This is a genomic window from Aggregatibacter aphrophilus ATCC 33389, assembly GCF_900636915.1.
Lineage (GTDB): Bacteria > Pseudomonadota > Gammaproteobacteria > Enterobacterales > Pasteurellaceae > Aggregatibacter > Aggregatibacter aphrophilus.
The window spans coordinates 1,929,445-1,950,871 of sequence record NZ_LR134327.1 but is presented as its reverse complement, the minus strand read 5'-3'; the positions used below and the strand labels follow the sequence as shown (position 1 = coordinate 1,950,871).

Genomic DNA, 21,427 nt, shown 5'->3' with positions numbered 1-21,427 from the left:
TAGAAAGTAAAAAGAAAGCGTAGAAAGTGAGATTTCCACGCTTTTTTGTTTTTATAAATTATTTAAAATCTGTTCAATATGTTTTAAACCGTTCAGGCGTGTTGTGCTTAAGCGTTGTGCAATGCCAAGTTGGGTGAAATAGGCAGTTAGATCAAAATGGCGTAATTGTTTAGCACTTTTGTTTTCAATGTGTTGCAACAAAATCCATAATAAACCGTTCATAATCCGCGCTTCACTGTAGGCCTGAAAGTGAAAAGTGCGGTCGTTTTTTTCGGTGAATTTAAACCATACCTGCACCTCGCAACCCGGAATGATTTCCATCTGGGCTAATTCATTTTCATTTGGTATGGGGAGATTCTTGCCTGCCTGAATAATCAAATGGTAGCGTTCTTCCCATGTTATGGCGTTGAGTAATTGTTGTTCAATATTCATCTTAATAATTCTAAGCTTTTATCTAAAGCATTAAAAAATGCTTCAACGTCTGAGGCGATATTATAGGGTGCAAAAGATAAGCGCAGGATAGCGGCCTGTCCTAATCTTGCTAAATAAGGCTGTGCACAATGTTCACCAACGCGTAAAGCGATATTTTGTTCGGCTAATAGCGTGGCTAAATCGAAGGCGTTAATATCCTCAAATACAAAGCTGACGACCGAACTTGGTTGTGGTGAGTTAAATAATTTGCATTGTTGATAAGAGGATAAACGTTGACGGGTCATTTCTGCCAAGCGTACGGCGTTTTCTTCCATTTCGCCAATATCCCATTGGCTTAACCATTCTAGCACGGCGTTAAAGCCAATCACGGCAGCAATATTCGGCGTGCCGGCTTCCAACCGATAAGGCAGTTCGGCAAAGGTGATTTGTCGTTTGCTGACTTTGCTAATCATCTTGCCGCCGTACTGCAAGGGCTGTAATAAATTTAACGCTTCCAATTTTCCGCTTAACACGCCAAGCCCGGTCGGACCGTAAATTTTATGGGCGGAAAAGGCAATAAAATCGGCATCCAATTCTGTTAAATTAATTTTGATGTGGCTAATGGCTTGTGCCGCATCCACTAAAACAAGAGAGGAACTTTGTGCACGAATAAACTCAATCAATTGTTTGACAGATTGCTGTGTGCCGGTGACATTAGACGCAAAATTTAGCGCTACCAATTTCGTGCGTGGTGTGAGTTTTTTCAATAACGCATCGGCGTCAATCAGCCAATTATCCAATATCGGCAACACATGAATAATGGCGCCGGTTTTTTTAGCCACTTGGTGCCACGTGACGAAATTAGCGTGATGATCTGCTTCACTGATAATGATTTCATCACCGGCATTTAAATACGGCAATAAACCATTTGCTACGGTATTAATAGCTTGGGTCGTGCCTGATGTCCAAATCACTGCCTGTTTGCTTTCGGCATGAATTAACTGCTTAACCCGGCTACGTGCCTGTTCATAAAGTGCGGTCTGTTTTTCGTCATATTGACTGCGATGCACCGAGCCGGCTGATTGATAAAAATCCACCGCTGCCTGGATTAAGCACTGCGGCTTGAGGGTTGTCGCGGCGTTATCAAGATAGACCACTGCATCTGCGTGAGTGAAATAGGGAAAATATTGACGAAATGTTTGGGGATCAAAATGCATTTTTTACCTTCTTTGTTGACGCCATAAGTGGGGTTCGACAGGGGAACGATCGCGCCACAAACCTCGTCGATTTTCTCTTGCCGTTTGTTCAGCCTGTAAATAGGCAACATCGTGCAAATATTGTCGATAAGCCCATGCCATGCCTTGTTGTACCATAATTAAATTGATGTTTTGCCCCTGCTTATCATACACCGTTGCCAAGGTGCGCTGATAGCGATCGTAACCTTGAATATTTAATGAAACATTGCGTTTGTGGATAAGCGAGCCAAGCATTTGACGGGATTTTTTACCGAAGGGTTGTGTTTTTTCCGGTGCATCGATTTCGGCTAACCGCACTTTAATGGTTTTACGATTGGCAGTTAAACAAGTGAAAGTGTCTCCGTCGCTAATACCCACCACACGGCAATCTGTTGTTCGTGCTTGAAGGGCGGGAGCCAAGAGCAATAAGATAAGGCAGAGAAGTCGTTGCAACATAACATATAAAACCGCCAAAAGTGCGGTCATTTTTCTCGGTAAATTTTAGAAAAACATAAAATTTAGTGACAAAAAAAGCTGCTTTTTACAGCAGTTTTAGGCGTCTTGAAGCTTATCATTGGTACCTTAGGGTAAGAAGGTTGCCGTTGCTTCAACGGGTTGCATTATATCAACCTCAATAATTTGTTCCAAATTGCGTATAAAAAATATTTTATGGCTTATTTTAAACTATTTTTTGTTTTTTGTGACATTCATCAAAAAAGATCTGATTTTTGTGTTTTCTTGCGTTGTTTTGCGTTAAAGGATCTGAATGATTTGATCTCAACAGCACCAATATTAGCAAAGGTTTAAAGTGATAATGCAATTTAGGTTGAAATCGCTATATTTGATGCGAGGGCGTGGCAACCTTCACCATTGATTTAGCCTACGGCGACCCGATGTTGATGCCGGAAACCCCACTGGAACTTTCAGGCTTTAAATCGGAAATCGACGCGGCAAATTGGCTTATCACCAGAGTGACCCACACCATTGCTGGCAATGGTTATGTGTCACAAGTGGAGTGTGAATTGAAGGTTGAGGATAATGGGGGAGAGGTGAGGAAGGATAAAAAATAAAGCGGTCAGATGACCGCTATTTTTAGATGTTAAATAAAATTATTGATTTTTTAGCCAAGAATTATAATTATCTTCAATATCTTGATATAAAGAGTTCTTTAATTGATTTAATTGTTGGTTTAATTCTTTATAATTAGAATGACTGTTTTCAAAAATATCTATTGGTTTAGAGCGTAGTTCTGTTAATGATTCATTAGAAATAAACTGACAATTTTCTTTGAAAATTTTTTCTAACTGATTGGCTTTAAACTCAATTATGGTTACTCTAGTAGTTATAAAATTGTCTATATCCTCTATTGATGTTGAGCGTTTCTCTGCTAATTCTAATAACTCACGAAATAAGGCATCAATAAGATTTGTAATATGATCTTTGTTTTTTATAATTTCACTACGTTGAAAACTACGAGTGTTCAAATATGAAGATATAGACCAACCTACAGCAGTTATTACAGATGATGATATAATTGCAAAATGCTCGTCTATACTGGTGTTTTGAGTACAGATCCGAATAAAATAAATAGTGACTAAAATTACAAATGAAATCAATAAGAATGACTTAATCTTCATTAATTTGCCCCTTATCTAGGGCCGCTTTCTTTATACGTTCCCAAGATAAATCAACAATAGATTGTACATCTTTGTGTTCAATATCCAAATAATCTTCCAACTGCTTATAGGTGAACCCATCATCTCGAATTAAACCACCAAAAGCCTCATCTAAAAAAGAACGCCCATAACGGTTATATCCAGTTAATATAACTCTTAACTTATTCCTTTTTGATATACAATCAGTTAGACGAGGTGCAAGCAGTTTTTCTCTAAAAACCAACCCAGTATCATTCTCTTCCCCTTTCATCACTTTTTCAGGTGATCTACCATAGGGTTTTTTAGAGAAGTCTTTGATAACATTTATTTCATTTATGGTCATATTTAAACCTTTATATTCCATTGTATCAATGTACCATTAATTGGTATAGGTAAATCAACTAATTCTGGAAGAGTGTCATCATTAAGATATTTCATTAGTCCTCCGCAGCTAAACACCCACAGAGTACCATTTTCGTGAGATGATACAAGTTTTTTTATACTTTTGCTGCCTTGCCCGTGTTTTTCTTCATCTTTACCGGTCATTCGAGTTATGTCATCGGTCATAGCTAGATGAATAGCTGTAGATTCTGATGTTGATATTGCTTCAATAGAAGGGATAGATATATTTTGAGATAATCCAAACTTATCAATTAACTCTGTTAAAACTTGTTTAGCTTCATCACTTTCCCAATCTATACTATCAAAAAGCTTGTTTCCCTTACAAAATGTTTTTGGTATTCCAGAACCTTGGTCATAAAGTACTAAGTATAATTCATTCTCAAATAAATCACACATTAGCCACCATGGACGGTGACAAGCGTCATGTTCTGGGTAAGCATGCAAAGTAACATTATTTATTGCTTCATAAATAGCATCACTTAAAATATGTTCTTGCTCAGGGGTTAATTTATTTTTATAAATTTGATATTGTATGAAATCAATTATCTCATCTCTAAATTTCCCTCCAACTCCACTAATGATCGGCATTCCTTCTTGCCCACGTTCAAGGTTATTTTTAGACTTTCTGTGTTTTAGCAAATAAGCGAATCCAGATTTTTTTAACAAAAGCTGCAAATCACCATAAAAAGGCGAAAATAAAAAATGGATTTTAACATGACTGCTCGCAAGTATGGTTTCTAATTTAGAATAAAGTAACACCATGGCAGCAGCTTTTATATCAATGCAAGAAAAAAAGCTAATAGTTACTTCAGTAAGATTATTTTTTATAATTAAATCTAAAGAATTTATAAAGGCTAGAGATTCGTTCCTGTATTCATTGTTATATATAGTAAAAATCCTAGGGCATCTAAAAATATTTTTTCTTTTTTTCATAGAACCTCAAAAATAAATAAAAGTAGCGGGTTAATTTATAAACTTTTAATTTATTACTTTGCTAAATTTTAGGTTTATTTCTTCCATTACCCACAAATACTCTCACACGGTACACCGTCTCTATCCCTATCCAGTTTCTGCATGCCGCATTCTCTCAAATGAAATTTGGCATCGGCACAACTATCCATATCTTTGCAGGTGCGTTTGCCATCGTCACAGCTAAACTGTTCTGCGTCGGCTTTTTTGCCTTTGGCAAGGGTGGGGGCGTAAATCAAACAAAGTGCGATTAAAATTAAGAGTAGTTTTTTCATTATCAGCTCCCCATAACATTACTAAGCCACTGTTCCTCAGTGATCACCTTTACCTTATGCCCCTGTTTTTGATATTCTTTTGCCTTTTCAATTTTTCGACCGAAACTTTGATAAATCCAATCGCGAGAATTGAGAGTGCCAACAATTAAATAATCTAAATCAGTTCGCCAATCTTTTATTGGAAGGCTACCAAGTTCATGTGCTTTTTCTTCACATTTTGCACGTGAGCCATAAACAAATTTTCCGGTAAAGCAAAGCACCTTATTAGCAAAATCAATATCAGACACATCATCAAAAAATGATTTTCCCATAGATAACCCGTCAACTACGCCATTTTCAGGATCGCTACCGGTAAAATCAGTGAGCATATATTTTAATTGGAGACGTTCTTCTTCCGTGATAATGCCATCGGCAAGAATATCTGTGACTAGGCGATATAGTTCACTACCCGGATAGTTATTTTTTAACAAGCCATTTTGGCTTAGCCACCAGTTCAGATAGCGAATTTCATCATCGTTTAGTTTATTGTCGGAAATCATCCCTTTACACAAACCGGACAATAAGTGCATATCGGATTCTTTTGAGTAAAGGTCAATGTTTGGAAGGTCTAGAATGTCGCGTTGAATGAGAAGTAGTGTGGATTTGAGTTCTTTTAATTCATCTTTTGTCACTTTACCATCAAAACGAATATCGATAATGTGATCGCGGATTTGTTGAAAAATGACATTGTCCTGTAGAGATTTGGCTTCAAGTAGCCAAGTATCAAGATAAAGCAATTCTTGTTCGGTAATCTCACCATCACAGGTAATACCATCAATAATACTGATTAAGTTTGCAAACAATTTATTGCGATTCCGCACATAATTGTAGCTATACAATTCGTCTTTCATGGTTAGTTCCAAAGTTAAAAAATTATAAATATTTCGGTTTTAATTCCACCGCTTTAATAAACTTCCAAATAATCTTTGCGGTGTCGAATAAGTCTTCTGTTATTTCAAACGGACGATAAGGCGGGTTGTCGCTTAATACCATAATCCCCCCAGCCAGTAGGCCTTGCAAACGCTTAGTGCGTGTTTCACAGTTTAAGTTGAATGAATAAGCGCCCTCGCCAATATATTATTTCACGTTGGTATTGGTGAACACGATATCGCTTTCTGTAATGGTGGAGTATCCGTTATCGGTGGTCATTTTGCCTAAAATACGTTGTTTATACAATTTATCTTGAAGTTGAGTTGCTAAATTAGACATGTGAATCTCCTGTTTGTGAAGATACAACTTTAGTTATATAAAAACAAGCAGATAATCGTTGCAAAAGACTTAACCAAGATATCGATGTCTTCTATAGCTAACCTGATTTTTTGGGGAGATATTTTTGGTACAAAATTGGTACAAATTCACTCCATTTATGTTCTAAACATATAATAAATGAACGGTGAATATATACAGTGATTTTGCAAGAATAGAATTTTAGATTTGTTATAACTTATTAATTTTTTAATTATTTTTAAAATGAAAAAGCCGCTTCGGAAAGCGGCTTGATGTAGTATGAAACTTATCATTGGTGCCTAGGGTCGGACTCGAACCGACACGTTTATTCAACGGCGGATTTTGAATCCGCTGCGTCTACCAATTTCGCCACCCAGGCAACACTGATAAGTTTCATGTGAAAACGGGCGGTATTATAAGGATTTATATTGCAGTTGCAAGTAAAAACTTTGTAATTTTGTTTAACTGTATAAAATTCAACACGTTTGATGGTTTTTTATCTATGAAATTTTTACTGCATTTACCCCTTGCGCCGTCTTCATAACATCATCAATTTTGAATAAAAAATTCCCCTACTAACTAAATGGGAGTAGAATTATTTTGAGGTTTAAACAAAAGTTGAGTTTTTTATTATGTATCGGAAAGTTTTTGACTTAGTCAGGTCGCTGTTTTTGTTGTATCTCATGTTGTATTTCGGAGAATTGATCGCGCATTACGTCCCTATTGGCATTCCATCGAGTATTTGGGGATTATTGCTGCTGTTTACCTGCTTAATGTTACGTATCGTCAAAGTGGAGTGGGTGATGTTTTCCTCCCGTCTTTTAATTCGTTACATGGCGTTATTATTTGTGCCGGTCAGTGTGGGAATTGTCAAATATTCCGGCTTGCTCATGGATCAAATGAAAGAATTATTAGTGCCGAATATTGTCAGTACTTGCGTGACCTTGGTTGTTATCGGCATACTGTCTGACTATCTGTTTTCCCTCAAATCCTTTACTCATCTTAAACATAAAATCATGAAAAAACGGGCGAAGGAGGAATAATGTCTTATCTTATTTATGCTTATACCATTTTGACCATCCTTGCCTTTGCCTTCGCGGTAACCATTAATAAACGCTGGAAATCGGTAGTGCTAAATAGCTTTGTGTTGACGGTGATTATTTTAGTGGTGGTGCTGCTTGCATTTCATGTACCTTATGACACCTATATGGCCGGTAATGCGCCGCTCAATAATTTATTGGGGGTGAGTATTGTTGCATTGGCGGTGCCGTTATATGAACAAATTCGTCAAATTGGTCGTCATTGGCAAATCATTTTGATTACCACCGTGTCTGCTTCCCTTTTATCTATGATTAGCGGCACAGTATTGGCATTACTTCTGGGTGCGAAACCGGATATTGTGGCCACCATTTTGCCGAAATCTATTACTACGCCGATTGCTATGGCCGTGTCTGAAAATTTAGGCGGGATCCCTTCTGTTGCTGCGGTTGGCGTAGTGGTTGCCGGTTTGCAAGGTTCGATTTTTGGGTATCTGCTCTTAAAAAAAATCGGCTTGAAAAATCAAGAAGCTATCGGCTTATCCGTCGGGGCGATTTCTCATGCCTTAGGTACGGTGAGTTGCATGGAAAATAATGCAAAAGCCGGTAGTTACAGTTCCATTTCCTTAGTATTGTGCGGTATCATTAGCTCAGTTTTGGCACCTCTTGTCTTCAAATTGATCTACGCAATGGTATAAAGTACATCATGAAACAATCCATCGATCCGCGTTGGCAACAACGTTTTGTCGCCGATCAACCTCGGGAAAAAGATCATCGTCCGCCGTTTCGTCGCGATCGCGGACGTATTTTACATTCTGCCGCCTTCCGTTGCTTACAGGCAAAAACTCAAATTCATGCCGTAGGCGAAAATGATTTTTATCGCACCCGCTTAACTCATTCTTTGGAAGTGGCGCAAATCGGCAGCAGCCTTGTGGCACAACTAAAATTTGCCGAAGCCTTTGCCACCTTAGCGCAGCAACTTTCTACCGATACAAGTGAGTTGAAACAACAACTTAGCCCTTTATTACCGACCAATGATTTAATCGAAAGTTTGTGTTTTGCGCACGACATCGGCCACCCGCCTTTCGGCCACGGTGGTGAAGTGGCGCTTAATTATATGATGCGCAACAACGGTGGTTTTGAAGGCAATGCGCAGACCTTTCGTTTGCTCACCAAACTTGAACCTTACACCTTAAATGCCGGTATGAATTTAACCCGTCGTACCATTCTCGGCATAGTGAAATACCCGACCATTTTGGACGAGTCCTCCGCTCAATATGCTCAGCTAGCCGAAAGCCAACATAGCGATCCCCGTTATGTCAAAATTGCCGACTGGCGGCCGGGGAAAGGATTATTCCGTGACGATCTTCACATGTTTAACTGGTTGCTCGAGCCGCTTTCTGAAAGTGATCGTGCGTTATTCGGTTCACTCCAAAAAGTGCGGTCAAATCCGCAAGAGATTTTAAAGACCCGTTTTAAATCCCTCGACTGTAGCATTATGGAACTGGCGGATGACATCGCTTATGGCGTGCATGATTTGGAGGACGCCATCGTCGTCGGCGTGGTCAATGTTCAACAATGGCAAGAGGCCTTGGATGAACTGAAAAACGGCCAATCGGATTGGATGCGACAACATATCGAGGGCATCAGCAAAAACCTATTTTCCGATCAACATTACTTACGCAAAAACGCTATCGGGGCGTTGGTAAATTATTTCATCACCAATGCGCGTTGGAAAATTCAACCTGAGTTTAGCGATCCGCTATTACGTTATAACGCCGAATTGCCCTCGGAAGTGGTGGGCGTGTTAAAAGTATTTAAAAAATTTGTGCAGAAATACGTGATCAATAATGTGGAAACGCAACGCGTGGAATACAAAGGTCAGCGCATTTTGACGGAAATGTTCCAAATTTTTGAATCAGATCCGCAACGCTTGCTTCCAACCAACACCGCCAATCGCTGGCGAAATGCGGAAGAAAACGGTAAAAAACGCGTGATTTGCGATTACATTGCCGGAATGTCTGACGCTTACGCGCTGAAAGCCTATCAGCAACTTTAAAGTGCGGTCGTTATTTATCATAAATGTGAAATGGCGGTTGCTGAGCTTGTCGAAGCATAAGTCATTTCATTACTATTTTTTTTCATTTTTAAAGGATTTTTTGTGGCACTTATCAGCTTAACCAACGGATATCTTTCTTTCAGCGACGCCCCTTTATTGGATCATGCGGAGTTACATATCGAACCTAACGAACGCGTCTGTTTAGTCGGGCGCAACGGCGCAGGCAAATCTACGTTGCTTAAAATCATTGCCGGCGATGTCATCATGGATGACGGCAAAGTACAGTATGAAAAAGACTTGGTCGTGTCCCGTTTAGAGCAGGATCCGCCACGCCATGCGGAAGGCAACGTGTTTGATTATGTGGCGGAAGGCATTGAGCATTTGGCGGATTTATTGAAGGAATACCATCATATTTCCGTGCAGCTAGAGCAGCATTACAGCGATCAGACGTTAAATCAGCTTGCCCAAATTCAAGCGAAATTGGAATACGCTAACGGTTGGCAATTTGAAAATAAGATTAATGAAGTATTACAAAAACTGGAATTAAATCCGGAAACTAAACTTGCCGATTTGTCCGGTGGTTGGTTGCGCAAAGCCGCTTTGGCGCGTGCCTTGGTGTGTAATCCGGATGTGCTGTTGTTGGATGAGCCGACTAACCACTTGGACGTAGATGCCATCGAATGGTTGGAAAATTTCCTGATGGAATTTGGTGGCAGCATTGTGTTTATTTCCCACGACCGTTCTTTCATTCGCAAAATGGCGACCCGCATTGTGGATTTGGATCGCGGCAAATTGGTTTCTTATCCTGGTAACTACGATTTATATCTCACCACTAAAGAAGAAAACTTACGGGTAGAAGCCTTGCAAAATGAGCTATTTGATAAACGCTTGGCACAAGAAGAAGTATGGATTCGCCAAGGCATCAAAGCCCGTCGCACCCGTAACGAAGGACGCGTACGCGCGTTAAAAGCCATGCGCGAAGAACGTCGCCAACGTCGTGACGTGATGGGCACCGCAAAATTGCAATTAGACACCTCCAGCCGTTCCGGCAAAATCGTGTTTGAAATGGAAAACGTCAGTTACGACATTGACGGCAAACAATTACTTAAAGATTTTAGCACCACTATTTTACGCGGCGACAAAATCGCTTTAGTTGGTCCGAATGGTTGTGGCAAAACCACTTTTATCAAATTGCTACTCGGCGAAATTCAACCCACAAGCGGCTCCATTCGTTGTGGTACCAAATTGGAGATTGCCTATTTTGATCAATATCGCGCTGATCTCGATCCGGAAAAATCCGTGATGGATAACGTTGCCGACGGTAAGCAGGACGTGGAAGTCAACGGCATCAAGCGCCATGTGTTGGGCTATTTGCAAGATTTCTTGTTCCCACCGAAACGCGCCATGACGCCGGTGAAAGCCCTTTCCGGTGGTGAACGCAATCGTCTGTTATTAGCAAAATTATTATTAAAACCGAATAATTTATTGATTCTCGACGAACCAACCAACGACTTGGACGTAGAAACCTTGGAGCTCTTGGAAGAAATCCTCACCGACTACCAAGGCACATTGCTCATCGTCAGCCACGATCGTCAATTCATCGACAACACCGCGACGGAATGCTACATCTTTGAAGGCGATGGTGTGTTGAATAAATATGTTGGTGGCTTCTTCGATGCCAAGCAGCAACAAGCCAATTATTTTGCTCAAAGAGCCGAACAGGATGCGGTAAAACAGAAAAAAGTTGAGCCAAAAAAAGAAGAAAGTGCGGTGGAAAATAAAGCTGTTTCTAATAAACCAAAATCCGTCAAACTTTCTTACAAAGAACAGCGCGAACTGGAACAGCTCCCGCAACAGCTGGAAGATTTAGAAGAAAAAATCACTGCACTTCAAACCGAAATTGGTGACCCGAATTTCTTCCAACAATCCCACGACGTGACTGATGCCAAACTGAAAGCCTTGGCTGACGCCGAAGCCGAACTGGAAACGGCGTTTATGCGTTGGGAAGAATTGGAAGAAAAGAAAAATTTAGTGGAAGGGAAGTAGATAATAACTTTCTATTTATTCGATATATTGATTTTTTATTTTGTCGAATTAAACAATTTATATATCAGACTAGAAAGATAATGAATTAAAACGCTATAATGACTAGCGTAAGCAAACAATAAATAACCTAAGGAATGAAATGACTATAGAAATACTTGCTGTTAAAGATCGTTTTAATGTTGCAAGCGGAATTACTCGTCCTTATCTATGTGAAGCCAGTAATGGTAAGACCTATGTTGTCAAAACCAAATTATCTTTAACTCCTAAACATATTATTGCTGAATATGTGGCGGCTTGCCTTGCAAAAACATTAGGTTTACCAATACCAAGTTTTGAAATTGTATATATTCCTGATTTTATAGCGAAAAGTGTTCGCCCTGAATGGCGCGACGGTATAAGTGAAGGGGTTGCTTTTGCCATAGAATATATTGAGTATGCATCCGTAGTGAAATTCTAACAAGCCTATCAATATTGTAGCTTACCCTTGCAAAAAGAGATTTATCTTTTTGATTTATGGATAAATAATTCAGATAGAACTCTATCTGATAAAGATACTGGTAACGTAAATTTACTTTTTAGTCGCTCTCTTAAAAAATTATTTCTAATTGACCACAACCTTGCTTTTGATTCAAATTTGTCAGATACTCAGTTTACTCATCATATTTTCTCTAGGGTAAATAGATCTAAGACAAATGCAAATTGGTCTTTTGATTTAGTAGATCGTCCTTACCTACAAGATAAATTTAGCGAAGCGATTCAATGTATTGATGAAGTATTTAGTGAAATTCCTGAAGAATGGCAGCCTTCCGATGATTATGACAGCTACTTGGAATCAATCAGAAATATACTCAATCGCATATTAACAAATGAATTTTGGAAAAACATAGTATGAAAACGCCAATTCTATACAGTTTTGTCAGATTTCTTCCTTTCTTTGAAAGTGGGGAGTTTGTGAATATTGGCTTATTGATGTGTGAGCCAAATAGAAAAAAACTAACTTATCGGTTGGTAAAAAGAAATGATCCTCGTGTAAATCATTTTTTTCGTAACAGCAAAATTTTTTATGATGTCCAACCAATCATTGATGAGCAATTGAAGTATATTGTCGACAGAATATCTGTTGATACATTCAATACAAACGAAGAGATAATTAATTTTTTTCATAGTTATACAGAACAAAGAGATGGATTGTTTCAGTTCAGTAATGCAGCTGTCGCTTTAGTAGATAATCCTATGATGAAATTTGATGAAATTTATGAAAGATTTATTAGAAGTGCTTGCGTTCCGTCAGAGAACCAAGAAAACAGAATGATTAAGCACTATAGAGAAATGTTTAAAAATGATCAGGTTTTATCTCTTTATAAATCTCATCTAGTACAAGGGGGGACGGCTAAGTTTACCTTGCCTTTAGCGATTAAAGATGGGAATACTCCCTATATTTTGAAAGGTATTAAACCATTGGCTTTTGATCAATCAGAAAGCGCTAGCATGATTGAACATTGTGATAGTTGGGTTGCTAAAATTAACCGTGCCTCTGATGAAGGGCTTATATCAAAAGATAAGGTTCTCTTTACCCTTGATACAGCAAATTCTAAAAAAGAACTTAAAATATTAAAGACAATCAAAGATACGTTTGATAAGTTTGGTATTTACCATACAGATTGGAAAGACAATTTTCACATTCTGTCTTTTGCTAGAAATATAAAAGTATTTTAGGTAATAAAACTATCCTCGATGGCGCGCGTTTCCTAACGCGTGCTGGTAATTAAATTAATCCAATAGACAGCACACGCTACGAAGTGTGTGCTATTAGAGAGTATTCTTAATCTAACCATCTAAAAGCTCTTCGTAATTCTTCCATGGCATTGTTTTCGTAGCAGCGTCCGTGAGCCAAAATGATTTTTTCCGGTTGCCATGCCAAAATTTGTGCCAAACTTTCCCTTGCGGCGGTTTTATCTTTAAATGTAGCTCGCCAATCTGCGGGAGCTTTTCCATCCGGGGAGGAAATGCCGGTAAGTTTCATGATATTTGCCCAAAGGCAGCTGCCGAATTTGTCTGTTTCAAAGTTTTCAATGAGATCGGCAAGAATTAGGGTGCGACTGAGACGATGAAAGAACATAGTTTCTTGCATGACTTGACTGCCTTTGAATATTAATTGCTCAATATCGTGATGCCATTGCGGTGGTGCGGTGTCTTCTAACGTTGCATTAAAGTCAACTTCGATATGTTGTGAACGTGCTCTTTCCTGAACACCGATACTTGCCCAGGCAATGGCTTGTGGGTATTTCTTTTTCCAGTCTGCAATATAGGCATAGTGAATTTTGTTCGGTGAGATTAAATGGCTGACTTTGCCCAACGTGTTAATTTCCTGTAATAAATCTGGGTGTGGGGCAATGAGGGAGTGACACCATAAGCTACCGTCCTGCAAACGTACGATTGTCATACGCGTGCTAAAGGGCACTTTTATGCCTAATGGAAAACTCATGTGAATAATATCGCCATCGACAATCCAAATGTCTTTAGCAAAGGGCTTTAACGTATTCAGTGGATGATACAGATAAATTTTATCGGTCATTTTTCCTCCCTAAATAATATTCTTCATGATAAGGCGCGTCTCCCGACCTGCGCTGACAGAATTATTATAAAAGTGCGGTCATTTTTTCAAATATTTTTCGATCCCAAAAACACGTCTAAAATCCACCGCACTTTTAGCACGATCAAAATCTCCCTGATAGCGCAAGCGTCCACGCTTGTGCTGACTTTGGTACAAGCGTGGACTCTTGAACCATCAATATGTTGATAATAATTTATCCTACCAAACACCGGTTCCTCAAAATGCCACCCCGATCACAGTTTTAAAACCTGCACATTGATTAGGCTATTATTCCGTCATAGACTGAATTTGATTGTGCAATCAATACATCCCAATAGGAGAAAAATTATGAAAATAATGGCGGTTTGCGGTTCCGGTTTAGGAAGCAGTTTTATGATGGAAATGAATGCCAAAAAGGCATTGGCGAAATTGGGCATTGAAGCAGAGGTGAACCACACGGATTTGGCATCGGTATCGGTGAATGACGCCGATGTGTTTATTATGGCAAGCGATATTGCCGAGAGCAGTTCCATTCCGGCTGAGAAGATCGTGATTGTGAAAAATCTGGTAAGCGTGGCTGAATTTGAAGAAAAACTGGCGGCGTATTTTAATCGGTAATTCCTATTTTAATCGGTAATGAAAGGAGCATAGCGATGGACTCTATACTTTTCTTTATTTTAGATATTCTCAAAGTGCCTTCTGTATTGGTCGGTTTGATTGCTTTGGTAGGGTTGTTGGTACAGAAAAAACCGTTTTCTGAAGTAGTAAAAGGTACGATTAAAACCATTCTTGGTTTTATTGTGTTGGGCGGTGGTGCAGGCGTGTTGGTCGGTTCGTTGACACCGCTAGGCGGTATGTTTGAACATGGTTTCAACGTGCAAGGCATTATTCCGAACAATGAGGCGATCGTATCTATGGCGGTGGAAAAATACGGCACGGCGACCGCACTTATCATGGCTTTCGGTATGGTGGCGAATATTTTGGTGGCGCGTTTTACCCGTTTGAAATTTATTTTCTTAACCGGTCACCACACCTTTTATATGGCCTGTATGATTGCGGTGATTTTAACCGTTGCCGGCTTAGAAGGCGTGGAATTAATTTTCACCGGCTCCGTGGCTCTCGGTTTGGTGATGGCGTTTTTCCCGGCGCTTGCGCATTTTCATATGAAAAAGATCACCGGTAGCAACGATGTGGGCTTTGGGCATTTCGGCACCTTGGGTTATGTGCTTTCCGGTGCCATTGGTCAGGTCGTTGGCAAAGGTTCTAAATCTACAGAGAAAATGGATTTACCAAAAAATTTGAGTTTCCTGCGTGACAGTTCTATTTCGATTTCGCTAACCATGATGGTGATTTATTTTATTCTTGCCATCGCTTCCGGTAGCGAATATGTCACGACGCAATTCAGTAATGGACAACATTATTTGGTGTATGCCGGTATTCAAGCCATTACTTTTGCGGCGGGTGTGTTCATCATTTTGCAAGGTGTGCGTTTGATTTTAGCGGAAATCGTGCCGGCGTTTACCGGGATTTCCGAGAAATTAGTACCGGATGCCAAACCGGCGTTGGACTGTCCAATCGTCTTCCCGTATGCGCCGAATGCAGTGCTTGTCGGTTTTCTGTCCAGTTTTGTGGGCGGCATTGTCGGCCTTGCATTGTTAAATCAATTAAACTGGGTGTTAATTTTACCTGGTGTCGTACCGCACTTTTTCTGTGGTGCAACGGCAGGTGTATTTGGTAATGCAACGGGCGGTCGTCGCGGGGCGATTTTAGGCGCCTTTGCGCATGGCGTGTTGATTACCTTCTTGCCGGTATTCTTATTGCCTGTGTTAGGCTCTTTAGGTTTTGCTAACACCACATTCTCCGATTCTGACTTCGGTGGCATAGGCATCATGTTGGGGTACATGGCGCAATATTTCTCCAAAGAGATGATTTTATTCTCGGTGTTGGGTATTTTCGGCGTGTTGGTGGTGTATAACTACATCGCGAAGAAACCGACTCACACAGACATAAAATAAGGTGAAGAAAATGAATATAGCAGAACTTCAACGGTTTGCTCAGAAAATTCGTCTTAACACATTAAAATCGTTGGTGCATTTAGGCTTTGGCCACTTCGGTGGCAGCCTTTCCATTGTGGAAACCCTTGCCGTGCTATACGGCAAGGTTATGCGCCTGAAACCGGAAGATCCCCACTGGGAAGAACGCGATTATTTTGTGTTATCCAAAGGCCACGCGGGGCCTGCTTTGTATGCCACCCTTGCCTTAAAAGGCTATTTTCCTCTCGAGCAACTTTTTACTTTAAATACCGACCGCACTTTTTTGCCAAGCCACCCCGATCGTTTGAAAACACCGGGCGTGGATGCTACCACAGGATCTTTGGGGCAGGGTATTTCCATCGCGGCGGGCATTGCCCTTTCTTATCAATTACGCGGTAAATCAAATCGCACGTTTTGTATTGTCGGTGATGGTGAATTGAATGAAGGGCAGTGCTGGGAAGCTTTCCAGTTTATCGCCCATCGTAATTTGACGAATTTGTGCGTGATTGTGGATTACAACAAATTGCAATTAGACGGCTGCCTGACGGACATCATCAATCCATTCAGTTTGCAGGAGAAATTTGCGGCCTTTGGTTTTGCTGTGGAAACGGTGAAAGGAGATGATATTGAAGCGCTTTGTCGCGTACTTTCCGCCCATTCAAACCGTCCGTTGGCAGTGATTTTAGATTCTAAAAAAGGCCAGGGCGTGCCTTATATCGAAAATCTTGCCAACAATCACCACTTGCGTTTAAACGATGAAAGCCGTGCGCAGATTCTGTTGGCAATAAATAAATTGGAGGCGGAATATGGTGATTAAGTTAGAGCGCGATGCGTTGGAAATGCGCAAAATTTACGCCGACACCTTGCAGGCATGTATGCAGGAAAATCCGTTGGTGATTGAACTAGACGCCGATTTAATGAGCTGCATGACTATGGATACCGTGCAGAAAAAACTGCCGAATCAAGTGATTAACTGCGGCATTATGGAGGCCAATGTGGTAGGCATGGCTGCCGGACTTGCCATTGCCGGACATATCCCGTTCTTTCATTCCTTCACTTCTTTTGCTAGTCGTCGTTGCTTGGATCAACTGTTTATGTCGGTGGATTATCAACAGGCGAATGTGAAAGTGATTGCGTCCGATGCCGGCGTCACGGCGGTGTATAACGGCGGTACGCATATGTCTTTTGAAGATATGGGAATCATCCGTGGGTTGGCGCATGCCAAGGTGTTGGAAATTACGGACGGCGCCATGATGAAAAGTCTCGTTCGGCAGCTGGTGGCATTAAACGGCTTTTATTGGGTGCGGACCATCCGTAAAAGTGCGGTCAAAATTTATGATGAAAATGAGACGTTCACCATCGGCAAAGCGAAAGTGCTCCGTGAAGGCAAAGACATTACGTTAATCGCCAACGGCATTATGGTGGCGGAAGCCTTGCAAGCTGCGGCAATATTGGCAGAACAAGGCATTGAAGCCACAGTGGTGGATATGTTCACGCTTAAACCATTAGATCAGGCGTGTGTCATTCAATGTGCTAAGAATACAGGCAAGATTGTCACTTGCGAGAATCATAGCATTCAAAACGGCTTAGGTTCGGCTGTGGCGGAAGTGTTAGCGGAGCATTGTCCAACCCCAATGCGCCGAATTGGCATTAAAGAACGCTATGGACAAGTTGGCTCGTTAGACTTTTTGATGAATGAATACGAACTTACGGCAGAGCATATCGTACGGCAGGCGTTGACGTTGTTTTGAATTGTTTATATTAAGAAAAAAGGCACGCGTCGGGAGACGCGCGCCAGCAGGGTGTTAACGTTGTTTTAGCCATGATAAAAGAAAAAAGTGCGGTGAATTTTCACCGCACTTTTTCGTTAAATCAGGTTGCTAATAAAAATCACCAAAATAATAAATGGCACCACAAATTTCACATAGTTAAACCAAACTTTGGTAAAGGTGGAATTAGGTGTTGGGGACAGTTCTTTTTTGGCGTCGTCTTTTAACACAAATCCTACGAAAATCGCGCAACCAAGCGCGGTGAGCATGAACAGAATGTTGCCACTGACAAAATCAAAGGTATCAAAAATACTTTTACCGAAGAAGGTAACGTCTTTCCATAGGTTGTCACCGAGAATTGCGGGCACGTTACCTAAGAGGAAGATGCCACTAAGAGTCAAGATAATGGCTTTACTACGGCGCATTCTGAGTTTTTCTTGCAACGCGGTGATAAGCACCTCGTAGATCGTAATAGATGTGGTTAAGGCTGCGATAAGTAATAAGCCGAAGAAGATAATCGCAAAGAATTTACCCGCCCATAAATGGGAGAACACAATCGGCAGGCTTTGGAACACTAGGGTTGGGCCGGTATTCGGTTCAATACCGAAGGTGAACAATGACGGGAAAATCATAAAGCCCGCCAATACGGCGATAATAGTATTAGTGAAACCGGTGATGACGGCGGTTTGAATTAGATTTTCTTCTTTATTTAAATAGCTAGAAAGGGTGATTAGCACGCCAAAACCTAGACTTAAGGCGAAGAACACTTGCCCTAACACAAAAACAAATAATTTCGGGGTGATTTTGGAAAAATCCGGTTTGAGGTAGAAAGTGATACCTTCCATAGCTCCGGGCAACGTCACATTACGAATGACCATGCCAATTAAGAAAATAAACAGCAATGGCATTAAGTATTTCACTGAACGCTCAATGCCACCGATAATGCCTTTGGCGAGGATAATGTAATTGACGAATACGAAAAGACCAGTGTAAATAATGATTTCAAACGGGCTGTTGCTGATGTGTAAATCGTAGAAATTTTTTGCGACGTCTTTGGTGATAGGCGTGGAAATATCGAGAGTGCCGTTGATGAGATTTACGATATAGGTAATTACCCAACCACCAAGCACCATATAATAGGCCATGATTCCGAAGGCACCGAGCAGCCCCATATAACCGAATACTTTCCAATATTTGGAAATACCTTTGCCTTTATCTAAGATTTTATCGCCGAAGGCATCAATGGAGTTAACACGTAAACGACGGCCGATAACATTTTCCACTAAAATCATAGGAATGCCGATGACAATCATGGCAATGCAAAATAGCAATACATAAGCACCACCACCATTTTCTCCCACCAAATAGGGGAAGCGCCAAGTTGCGCCGAAACCCACGGTTGCGCCGGCAACGGTAAGCACATAAGTTAAACGACTAGACCACGTTTGTCGTTCCGGTTTTTTTGTTGTCATAAGTTTTCCTGTATTTCTCAAATTTTAATAGTCGGTTTTTTCTTTATATTCGCACAAGTCTTCAATTATGCACGCACCGCAGCGCGGTTTGCGCGCTACACAAGTGTATCGCCCATGTAAAATTAACCAGTGGTGTACATCCACTTTAAATTCGGCAGGAACGACTTTAATCAATTTTTCTTCCACCTTCACCACATCTTTGCCGGGAGCAAAACCGCTACGGTTACATACGCGAAAAATATGGGTATCCACGGCGATAGTCGGGTGCCCAAATGCCGTATTTAATACCACATTGGCAGTTTTTCGTCCTACGCCTGCAAGGGCTTCCAATGCTGCACGATCTTCTGGTACTTCGCCGTTGTGTTTTTCAATTAAGTCACGGCAGGTTTTGATGATATTTTCGGCTTTGCTGTTAAATAGCCCAATGGTTTTGATGTATTCCTTTAAGCCATCCACGCCCAATGCCAAAATCGCTTGTGGTGTATTGGCGACGGGAAATAGTTTATCCGTCGCTTTATTCACACCTTTATCGGTAGCTTGCGCCGATAAAATTACCGCAATTAATAATTCAAAGGGCGAGTTGAAATTCAGTTCTGTTGTTGGGTGCGGATTGGCGGCACGCAGACGTTTTAGAATCTCAATTCTTTTTTCTTTATTCATACTTTTCCTTCTACTTTTTTGCTTGTGCAAAAAAGTAGCAAAAAACACACCCCAAGCTAATTTGCTTGTCTGAGCTTGGTTAGAATTTTCTTTACGGAAAATTTAGAACTCGCAACTAGGTTGCTTAAACAAGCTAAATTTTCCTAAAAATTCTCAGTCGCTCAGGCAAATTAGATGGGGACGAATTATCTGAGCATTATTTATTTTTAAACTACTTTTTTGTATCTATGATGTTTTTTAAGGCTAATAACAATGCCAGTCCAATAAACGCTCCTGGTGGAAGAATGGCAAGTAGCAGATTACTGTCGTTATGGAAAAACTCAATTCGCATGAATTTCGCCCAATCACCCAGTAAGTTTTCAATGCCGTCGAATAATGTGCCGTTACCGATGATTTCGCGGATACCGCCGAGGGCAACTAAGCCAAGCAACATGCCTAACCCCATAGAGAAACCGTCAAATGCGGAATGGGAAATGCTGTTTTTGGAGGCAAAAGCTTCCGCGCGACCAATAACGATACAGTTGGTGACGATAAGCGGAATAAAAATACCGAGCGATTGATAAAGCTGATAGGTATAGGCGTTCATCAATAATTGCACCACGGTCACGGTGGTCGCAATGATCATGACATAAATCGGAATCCGAATTTCGTTTGGGATATGTTTACGGAAAATGGACACCACCGTATTTGTACAGGTTAGCACCAGCATGGTGGCCAAGCCTAAACCAAGGGCATTAGTGGCGGTGTTAGAAACGGCAAGTAACGGGCACAAGCCAAGAAGTTGCACCACCGTGGAGTTGTTGGTCCAAATGCCTTGAACGAAAATGGTTTTCCAAATGCTTTTTTCATTTGAAATATTTACCGCACTTTTATTTTCGGTAGATTGACCATCTGCGGTTACTTCTGTGATGTCGTTTACTTTATCCATTATTCTTTCTCTTTCGGTAAATTACCCAACATAGCAAGTGCTGAACGTCTCACTTGGTTTACCACGGCGCGAGGGGTGATTGTTGCACCGGTGAATTGGTCGAACTTGCCGCCGTCTTTCTTCACTGCCCATTCCGTTAAATTATCTTGCTTAATTACTTGATGATCAAAACCTAAAATCCAGTCGGAAATGCGGGTTTCGATTTTATCACCCAAGCCGGGCGTTTCATGGTGCTCGGTAATGCGCACGCCGAGCACTTCGCCGTCCGGTTTCATACCCACTAAAATACGAATATCGCCGGAATAGCCGTCATGTGCCACGCTCTCAAAAGCATAAGCGGTGATATCGCCGTCTTTTTTTGCCATACAGATTTTTTGAATATCCACGTTTTGCAATGCCTCGGTTTTCGGGACATAGCAATCTTGAGTTAAATCGTTAGTAAAATAGTCCTGCGGAATGACTTGCAACAATAGTTCACGCTGTTGTGCGATCATAACTTGTTCGATTTTATCTTTGGTTAAGAAATAAACGCCGCTGGAAATTGCCGTGCAACAGAATGCCACGAACGCCAACAACATACCGGATCTTGAGGTGATTTTTATGGTTTGCATGGCTGA

At 40.8% G+C, this 21,427-nt stretch carries 24 protein-coding genes, 1 tRNA gene and 1 pseudogene; 11 read left to right on the top strand and 15 right to left on the bottom strand.

Annotated elements, in window-relative coordinates; translation table 11 throughout:
* Positions 1–51: 51 nt before the first annotated feature.
* The 3 genes from EL144_RS09380 to EL144_RS09370 are packed head-to-tail and all read right to left on the bottom strand — an operon-like array spanning position 52 to position 2,132.
* Positions 52–432, bottom strand: coding sequence for a SufE family protein (locus EL144_RS09380; RefSeq protein WP_050332817.1), 381 nt, complete (start codon positions 430–432; stop codon positions 52–54).
* Positions 429–1,628, bottom strand: coding sequence for a cysteine desulfurase (locus EL144_RS09375; RefSeq protein WP_005700873.1), 1,200 nt, complete (start codon positions 1,626–1,628; stop codon positions 429–431). The genes EL144_RS09380 and EL144_RS09375 overlap by 4 nt, the downstream gene beginning before the upstream one ends.
* A 3-nt stretch (positions 1,629–1,631) precedes the next feature.
* Positions 1,632–2,132: a thermonuclease family protein gene (locus EL144_RS09370; protein WP_005704006.1), complete on the bottom strand. Its 501-nt coding sequence runs from the start codon at positions 2,130–2,132 to the stop codon at positions 1,632–1,634.
* 368 nt (positions 2,133–2,500) lie between these two features.
* Between EL144_RS09370 and EL144_RS09365 the strand changes: the two genes are divergently transcribed.
* A complete protein-coding gene (locus EL144_RS09365) occupies positions 2,501–2,716 on the top strand; it encodes a hypothetical protein (protein WP_005704009.1) in 216 nt (71 codons plus the stop codon).
* Between the two features lie 39 nt (positions 2,717–2,755).
* Here the strand turns inward: EL144_RS09365 and EL144_RS09360 are convergent, their stop codons facing one another.
* The 7 genes from EL144_RS09360 to EL144_RS09330 all read right to left on the bottom strand — a co-directional run bounded on the left by EL144_RS09360 (position 2,756) and on the right by EL144_RS09330 (position 6,592).
* Positions 2,756–3,283, bottom strand: coding sequence for a hypothetical protein (locus EL144_RS09360; protein WP_032995204.1), 528 nt, complete (start codon positions 3,281–3,283; stop codon positions 2,756–2,758).
* Entirely contained in the window at positions 3,273–3,644 is a 372-nt protein-coding gene (locus tag EL144_RS09355; protein ID WP_111297367.1) for an STAS-like domain-containing protein, read from the bottom strand. Before EL144_RS09355 ends, EL144_RS09360 begins: the two co-directional genes overlap by 11 nt.
* A gap of 2 nt (positions 3,645–3,646) precedes the next feature.
* On the bottom strand, positions 3,647–4,636 hold the full coding sequence (locus EL144_RS09350) for a hypothetical protein (protein WP_005704012.1): 990 nt from the start codon (positions 4,634–4,636) through the stop codon (positions 3,647–3,649).
* Between the two features lie 86 nt (positions 4,637–4,722).
* Positions 4,723–4,947, bottom strand: coding sequence for an excalibur calcium-binding domain-containing protein (locus tag EL144_RS09345; RefSeq protein ID WP_005704013.1), 225 nt, complete (start codon positions 4,945–4,947; stop codon positions 4,723–4,725).
* A 2-nt stretch (positions 4,948–4,949) separates the two neighbouring features.
* Positions 4,950–5,837, bottom strand: coding sequence for a BRCT domain-containing protein (locus tag EL144_RS09340; protein ID WP_005704014.1), 888 nt, complete (start codon positions 5,835–5,837; stop codon positions 4,950–4,952).
* 226 nt (positions 5,838–6,063) lie between these two features.
* Positions 6,064–6,195, bottom strand: a complete 132-nt coding sequence (locus EL144_RS11710) for a hypothetical protein (RefSeq protein WP_005704017.1) — start codon at positions 6,193–6,195, stop codon at positions 6,064–6,066.
* A gap of 311 nt (positions 6,196–6,506) precedes the next feature.
* Positions 6,507–6,592 (bottom strand) — tRNA-Leu (locus tag EL144_RS09330).
* Positions 6,593–6,845: 253 nt separating this feature from the next.
* On the opposite strand from EL144_RS09330, the gene EL144_RS09325 reads away from it, so the two are divergent.
* From EL144_RS09325 to EL144_RS09295, 6 genes and pseudogenes are all read left to right on the top strand, one after another.
* Positions 6,846–7,256 (top strand): CidA/LrgA family protein, encoded by a 411-nt coding sequence (locus tag EL144_RS09325; RefSeq protein WP_032995209.1) that lies wholly within the window; start codon positions 6,846–6,848, stop codon positions 7,254–7,256.
* Entirely contained in the window at positions 7,256–7,948 is a 693-nt protein-coding gene (locus EL144_RS09320; RefSeq protein ID WP_005704019.1) for a CidB/LrgB family autolysis modulator, read from the top strand. Before EL144_RS09325 ends, EL144_RS09320 begins: the two co-directional genes overlap by 1 nt.
* Before the next feature lie 8 nt (positions 7,949–7,956).
* Positions 7,957–9,309 carry an anti-phage deoxyguanosine triphosphatase gene (locus tag EL144_RS09315; RefSeq protein WP_005700863.1) on the top strand — a complete coding sequence of 451 codons (1,353 nt, stop codon included), beginning with the start codon at positions 7,957–7,959 and terminating at the stop codon, positions 9,307–9,309.
* Between the two features lie 102 nt (positions 9,310–9,411).
* Positions 9,412–11,355: an ABC transporter ATP-binding protein gene (locus EL144_RS09310; protein ID WP_005704020.1), complete on the top strand. Its 1,944-nt coding sequence runs from the start codon at positions 9,412–9,414 to the stop codon at positions 11,353–11,355.
* A gap of 139 nt (positions 11,356–11,494) precedes the next feature.
* A pseudogene (locus EL144_RS11735) lies at positions 11,495–12,247 on the top strand (HipA family kinase).
* Positions 12,244–13,071 (top strand): DUF3037 domain-containing protein, encoded by an 828-nt coding sequence (locus EL144_RS09295; protein WP_005704024.1) that lies wholly within the window; start codon positions 12,244–12,246, stop codon positions 13,069–13,071. The pseudogene EL144_RS11735 and the gene EL144_RS09295 overlap by 4 nt, the downstream one beginning before the upstream one ends.
* 106 nt (positions 13,072–13,177) lie before the next feature.
* Here EL144_RS09295 and EL144_RS09290 read toward each other — a convergent pair whose 3' ends face one another.
* Complete coding sequence (locus EL144_RS09290) at positions 13,178–13,930, bottom strand: DUF4336 domain-containing protein (protein ID WP_005704025.1); 753 nt, start codon at positions 13,928–13,930, stop codon at positions 13,178–13,180.
* A 366-nt stretch (positions 13,931–14,296) separates the two neighbouring features.
* Here EL144_RS09290 and EL144_RS09285 point away from each other — a divergent pair, with 366 nt between their 5' ends.
* From EL144_RS09285 to EL144_RS09270, 4 genes are read left to right on the top strand one after another with little or no spacing between them, the layout of a single operon-like run.
* Positions 14,297–14,566, top strand: a complete 270-nt coding sequence (locus EL144_RS09285) for a PTS sugar transporter subunit IIB (RefSeq protein WP_032995211.1) — start codon at positions 14,297–14,299, stop codon at positions 14,564–14,566.
* Between the two features lie 35 nt (positions 14,567–14,601).
* Entirely contained in the window at positions 14,602–15,963 is a 1,362-nt protein-coding gene (locus EL144_RS09280; protein WP_005704028.1) for a PTS ascorbate transporter subunit IIC, read from the top strand.
* 10 nt (positions 15,964–15,973) lie between these two features.
* On the top strand, positions 15,974–16,798 hold the full coding sequence (locus EL144_RS09275; protein WP_032995213.1) for a transketolase: 825 nt from the start codon (positions 15,974–15,976) through the stop codon (positions 16,796–16,798).
* Positions 16,788–17,732, top strand: a complete 945-nt coding sequence (locus tag EL144_RS09270) for a transketolase family protein (protein WP_005704030.1) — start codon at positions 16,788–16,790, stop codon at positions 17,730–17,732. Before EL144_RS09275 ends, EL144_RS09270 begins: the two co-directional genes overlap by 11 nt.
* A gap of 116 nt (positions 17,733–17,848) precedes the next feature.
* Here the strand turns inward: EL144_RS09270 and EL144_RS09265 are convergent, their stop codons facing one another.
* The 4 genes from EL144_RS09265 to rsxG form a co-directional block, all read right to left on the bottom strand.
* Complete coding sequence (locus EL144_RS09265) at positions 17,849–19,222, bottom strand: sodium-dependent transporter (RefSeq protein ID WP_005704032.1); 1,374 nt, start codon at positions 19,220–19,222, stop codon at positions 17,849–17,851.
* 24 nt (positions 19,223–19,246) lie between these two features.
* Positions 19,247–19,882, bottom strand: coding sequence for an endonuclease III (nth, locus tag EL144_RS09260; protein WP_005704033.1), 636 nt, complete (start codon positions 19,880–19,882; stop codon positions 19,247–19,249).
* Positions 19,883–20,093: 211 nt separating this feature from the next.
* A complete protein-coding gene (locus EL144_RS09255) occupies positions 20,094–20,810 on the bottom strand; it encodes an electron transport complex subunit E (RefSeq protein ID WP_005704034.1) in 717 nt (238 codons plus the stop codon).
* Positions 20,810–21,421 (bottom strand): electron transport complex subunit RsxG, encoded by a 612-nt coding sequence (gene rsxG / locus EL144_RS09250; protein ID WP_005704035.1) that lies wholly within the window; start codon positions 21,419–21,421, stop codon positions 20,810–20,812. Before rsxG ends, EL144_RS09255 begins: the two co-directional genes overlap by 1 nt.
* Positions 21,422–21,427: the final 6 nt, after the last annotated feature.

What these genes read in the sequence shown, in the direction of transcription:
- EL144_RS09380 (WP_050332817.1), bottom strand. Translation starts at nt 432, where the DNA reads ATGAATATTGAACAACAATTACTCAACGCCATAACATGGGAAGAACGC.
- EL144_RS09375 (WP_005700873.1), bottom strand. Translation starts at nt 1,628, where the DNA reads ATGCATTTTGATCCCCAAACATTTCGTCAATATTTTCCCTATTTCACT.
- EL144_RS09370 (WP_005704006.1), bottom strand. Translation starts at nt 2,132, where the DNA reads ATGACCGCACTTTTGGCGGTTTTATATGTTATGTTGCAACGACTTCTC.
- EL144_RS09360 (WP_032995204.1), bottom strand. Translation starts at nt 3,283, where the DNA reads ATGAAGATTAAGTCATTCTTATTGATTTCATTTGTAATTTTAGTCACT.
- EL144_RS09355 (WP_111297367.1), bottom strand. Translation starts at nt 3,644, where the DNA reads ATGACCATAAATGAAATAAATGTTATCAAAGACTTCTCTAAAAAACCC.
- EL144_RS09350 (WP_005704012.1), bottom strand. Translation starts at nt 4,636, where the DNA reads ATGAAAAAAAGAAAAAATATTTTTAGATGCCCTAGGATTTTTACTATA.
- EL144_RS09345 (WP_005704013.1), bottom strand. Translation starts at nt 4,947, where the DNA reads ATGAAAAAACTACTCTTAATTTTAATCGCACTTTGTTTGATTTACGCC.
- EL144_RS09340 (WP_005704014.1), bottom strand. Translation starts at nt 5,837, where the DNA reads ATGAAAGACGAATTGTATAGCTACAATTATGTGCGGAATCGCAATAAA.
- EL144_RS11710 (WP_005704017.1), bottom strand. Translation starts at nt 6,195, where the DNA reads ATGTCTAATTTAGCAACTCAACTTCAAGATAAATTGTATAAACAACGT.
- EL144_RS09325 (WP_032995209.1), top strand. Translation starts at nt 6,846, where the DNA reads ATGTATCGGAAAGTTTTTGACTTAGTCAGGTCGCTGTTTTTGTTGTAT.
- EL144_RS09320 (WP_005704019.1), top strand. Translation starts at nt 7,256, where the DNA reads ATGTCTTATCTTATTTATGCTTATACCATTTTGACCATCCTTGCCTTT.
- EL144_RS09315 (WP_005700863.1), top strand. Translation starts at nt 7,957, where the DNA reads ATGAAACAATCCATCGATCCGCGTTGGCAACAACGTTTTGTCGCCGAT.
- EL144_RS09295 (WP_005704024.1), top strand. Translation starts at nt 12,244, where the DNA reads ATGAAAACGCCAATTCTATACAGTTTTGTCAGATTTCTTCCTTTCTTT.
- EL144_RS09290 (WP_005704025.1), bottom strand. Translation starts at nt 13,930, where the DNA reads ATGACCGATAAAATTTATCTGTATCATCCACTGAATACGTTAAAGCCC.
- EL144_RS09285 (WP_032995211.1), top strand. Translation starts at nt 14,297, where the DNA reads ATGAAAATAATGGCGGTTTGCGGTTCCGGTTTAGGAAGCAGTTTTATG.
- EL144_RS09280 (WP_005704028.1), top strand. Translation starts at nt 14,602, where the DNA reads ATGGACTCTATACTTTTCTTTATTTTAGATATTCTCAAAGTGCCTTCT.
- EL144_RS09275 (WP_032995213.1), top strand. Translation starts at nt 15,974, where the DNA reads ATGAATATAGCAGAACTTCAACGGTTTGCTCAGAAAATTCGTCTTAAC.
- EL144_RS09270 (WP_005704030.1), top strand. Translation starts at nt 16,788, where the DNA reads ATGGTGATTAAGTTAGAGCGCGATGCGTTGGAAATGCGCAAAATTTAC.
- EL144_RS09265 (WP_005704032.1), bottom strand. Translation starts at nt 19,222, where the DNA reads ATGACAACAAAAAAACCGGAACGACAAACGTGGTCTAGTCGTTTAACT.
- nth (WP_005704033.1), bottom strand. Translation starts at nt 19,882, where the DNA reads ATGAATAAAGAAAAAAGAATTGAGATTCTAAAACGTCTGCGTGCCGCC.
- EL144_RS09255 (WP_005704034.1), bottom strand. Translation starts at nt 20,810, where the DNA reads ATGGATAAAGTAAACGACATCACAGAAGTAACCGCAGATGGTCAATCT.
- rsxG (WP_005704035.1), bottom strand. Translation starts at nt 21,421, where the DNA reads ATGCAAACCATAAAAATCACCTCAAGATCCGGTATGTTGTTGGCGTTC.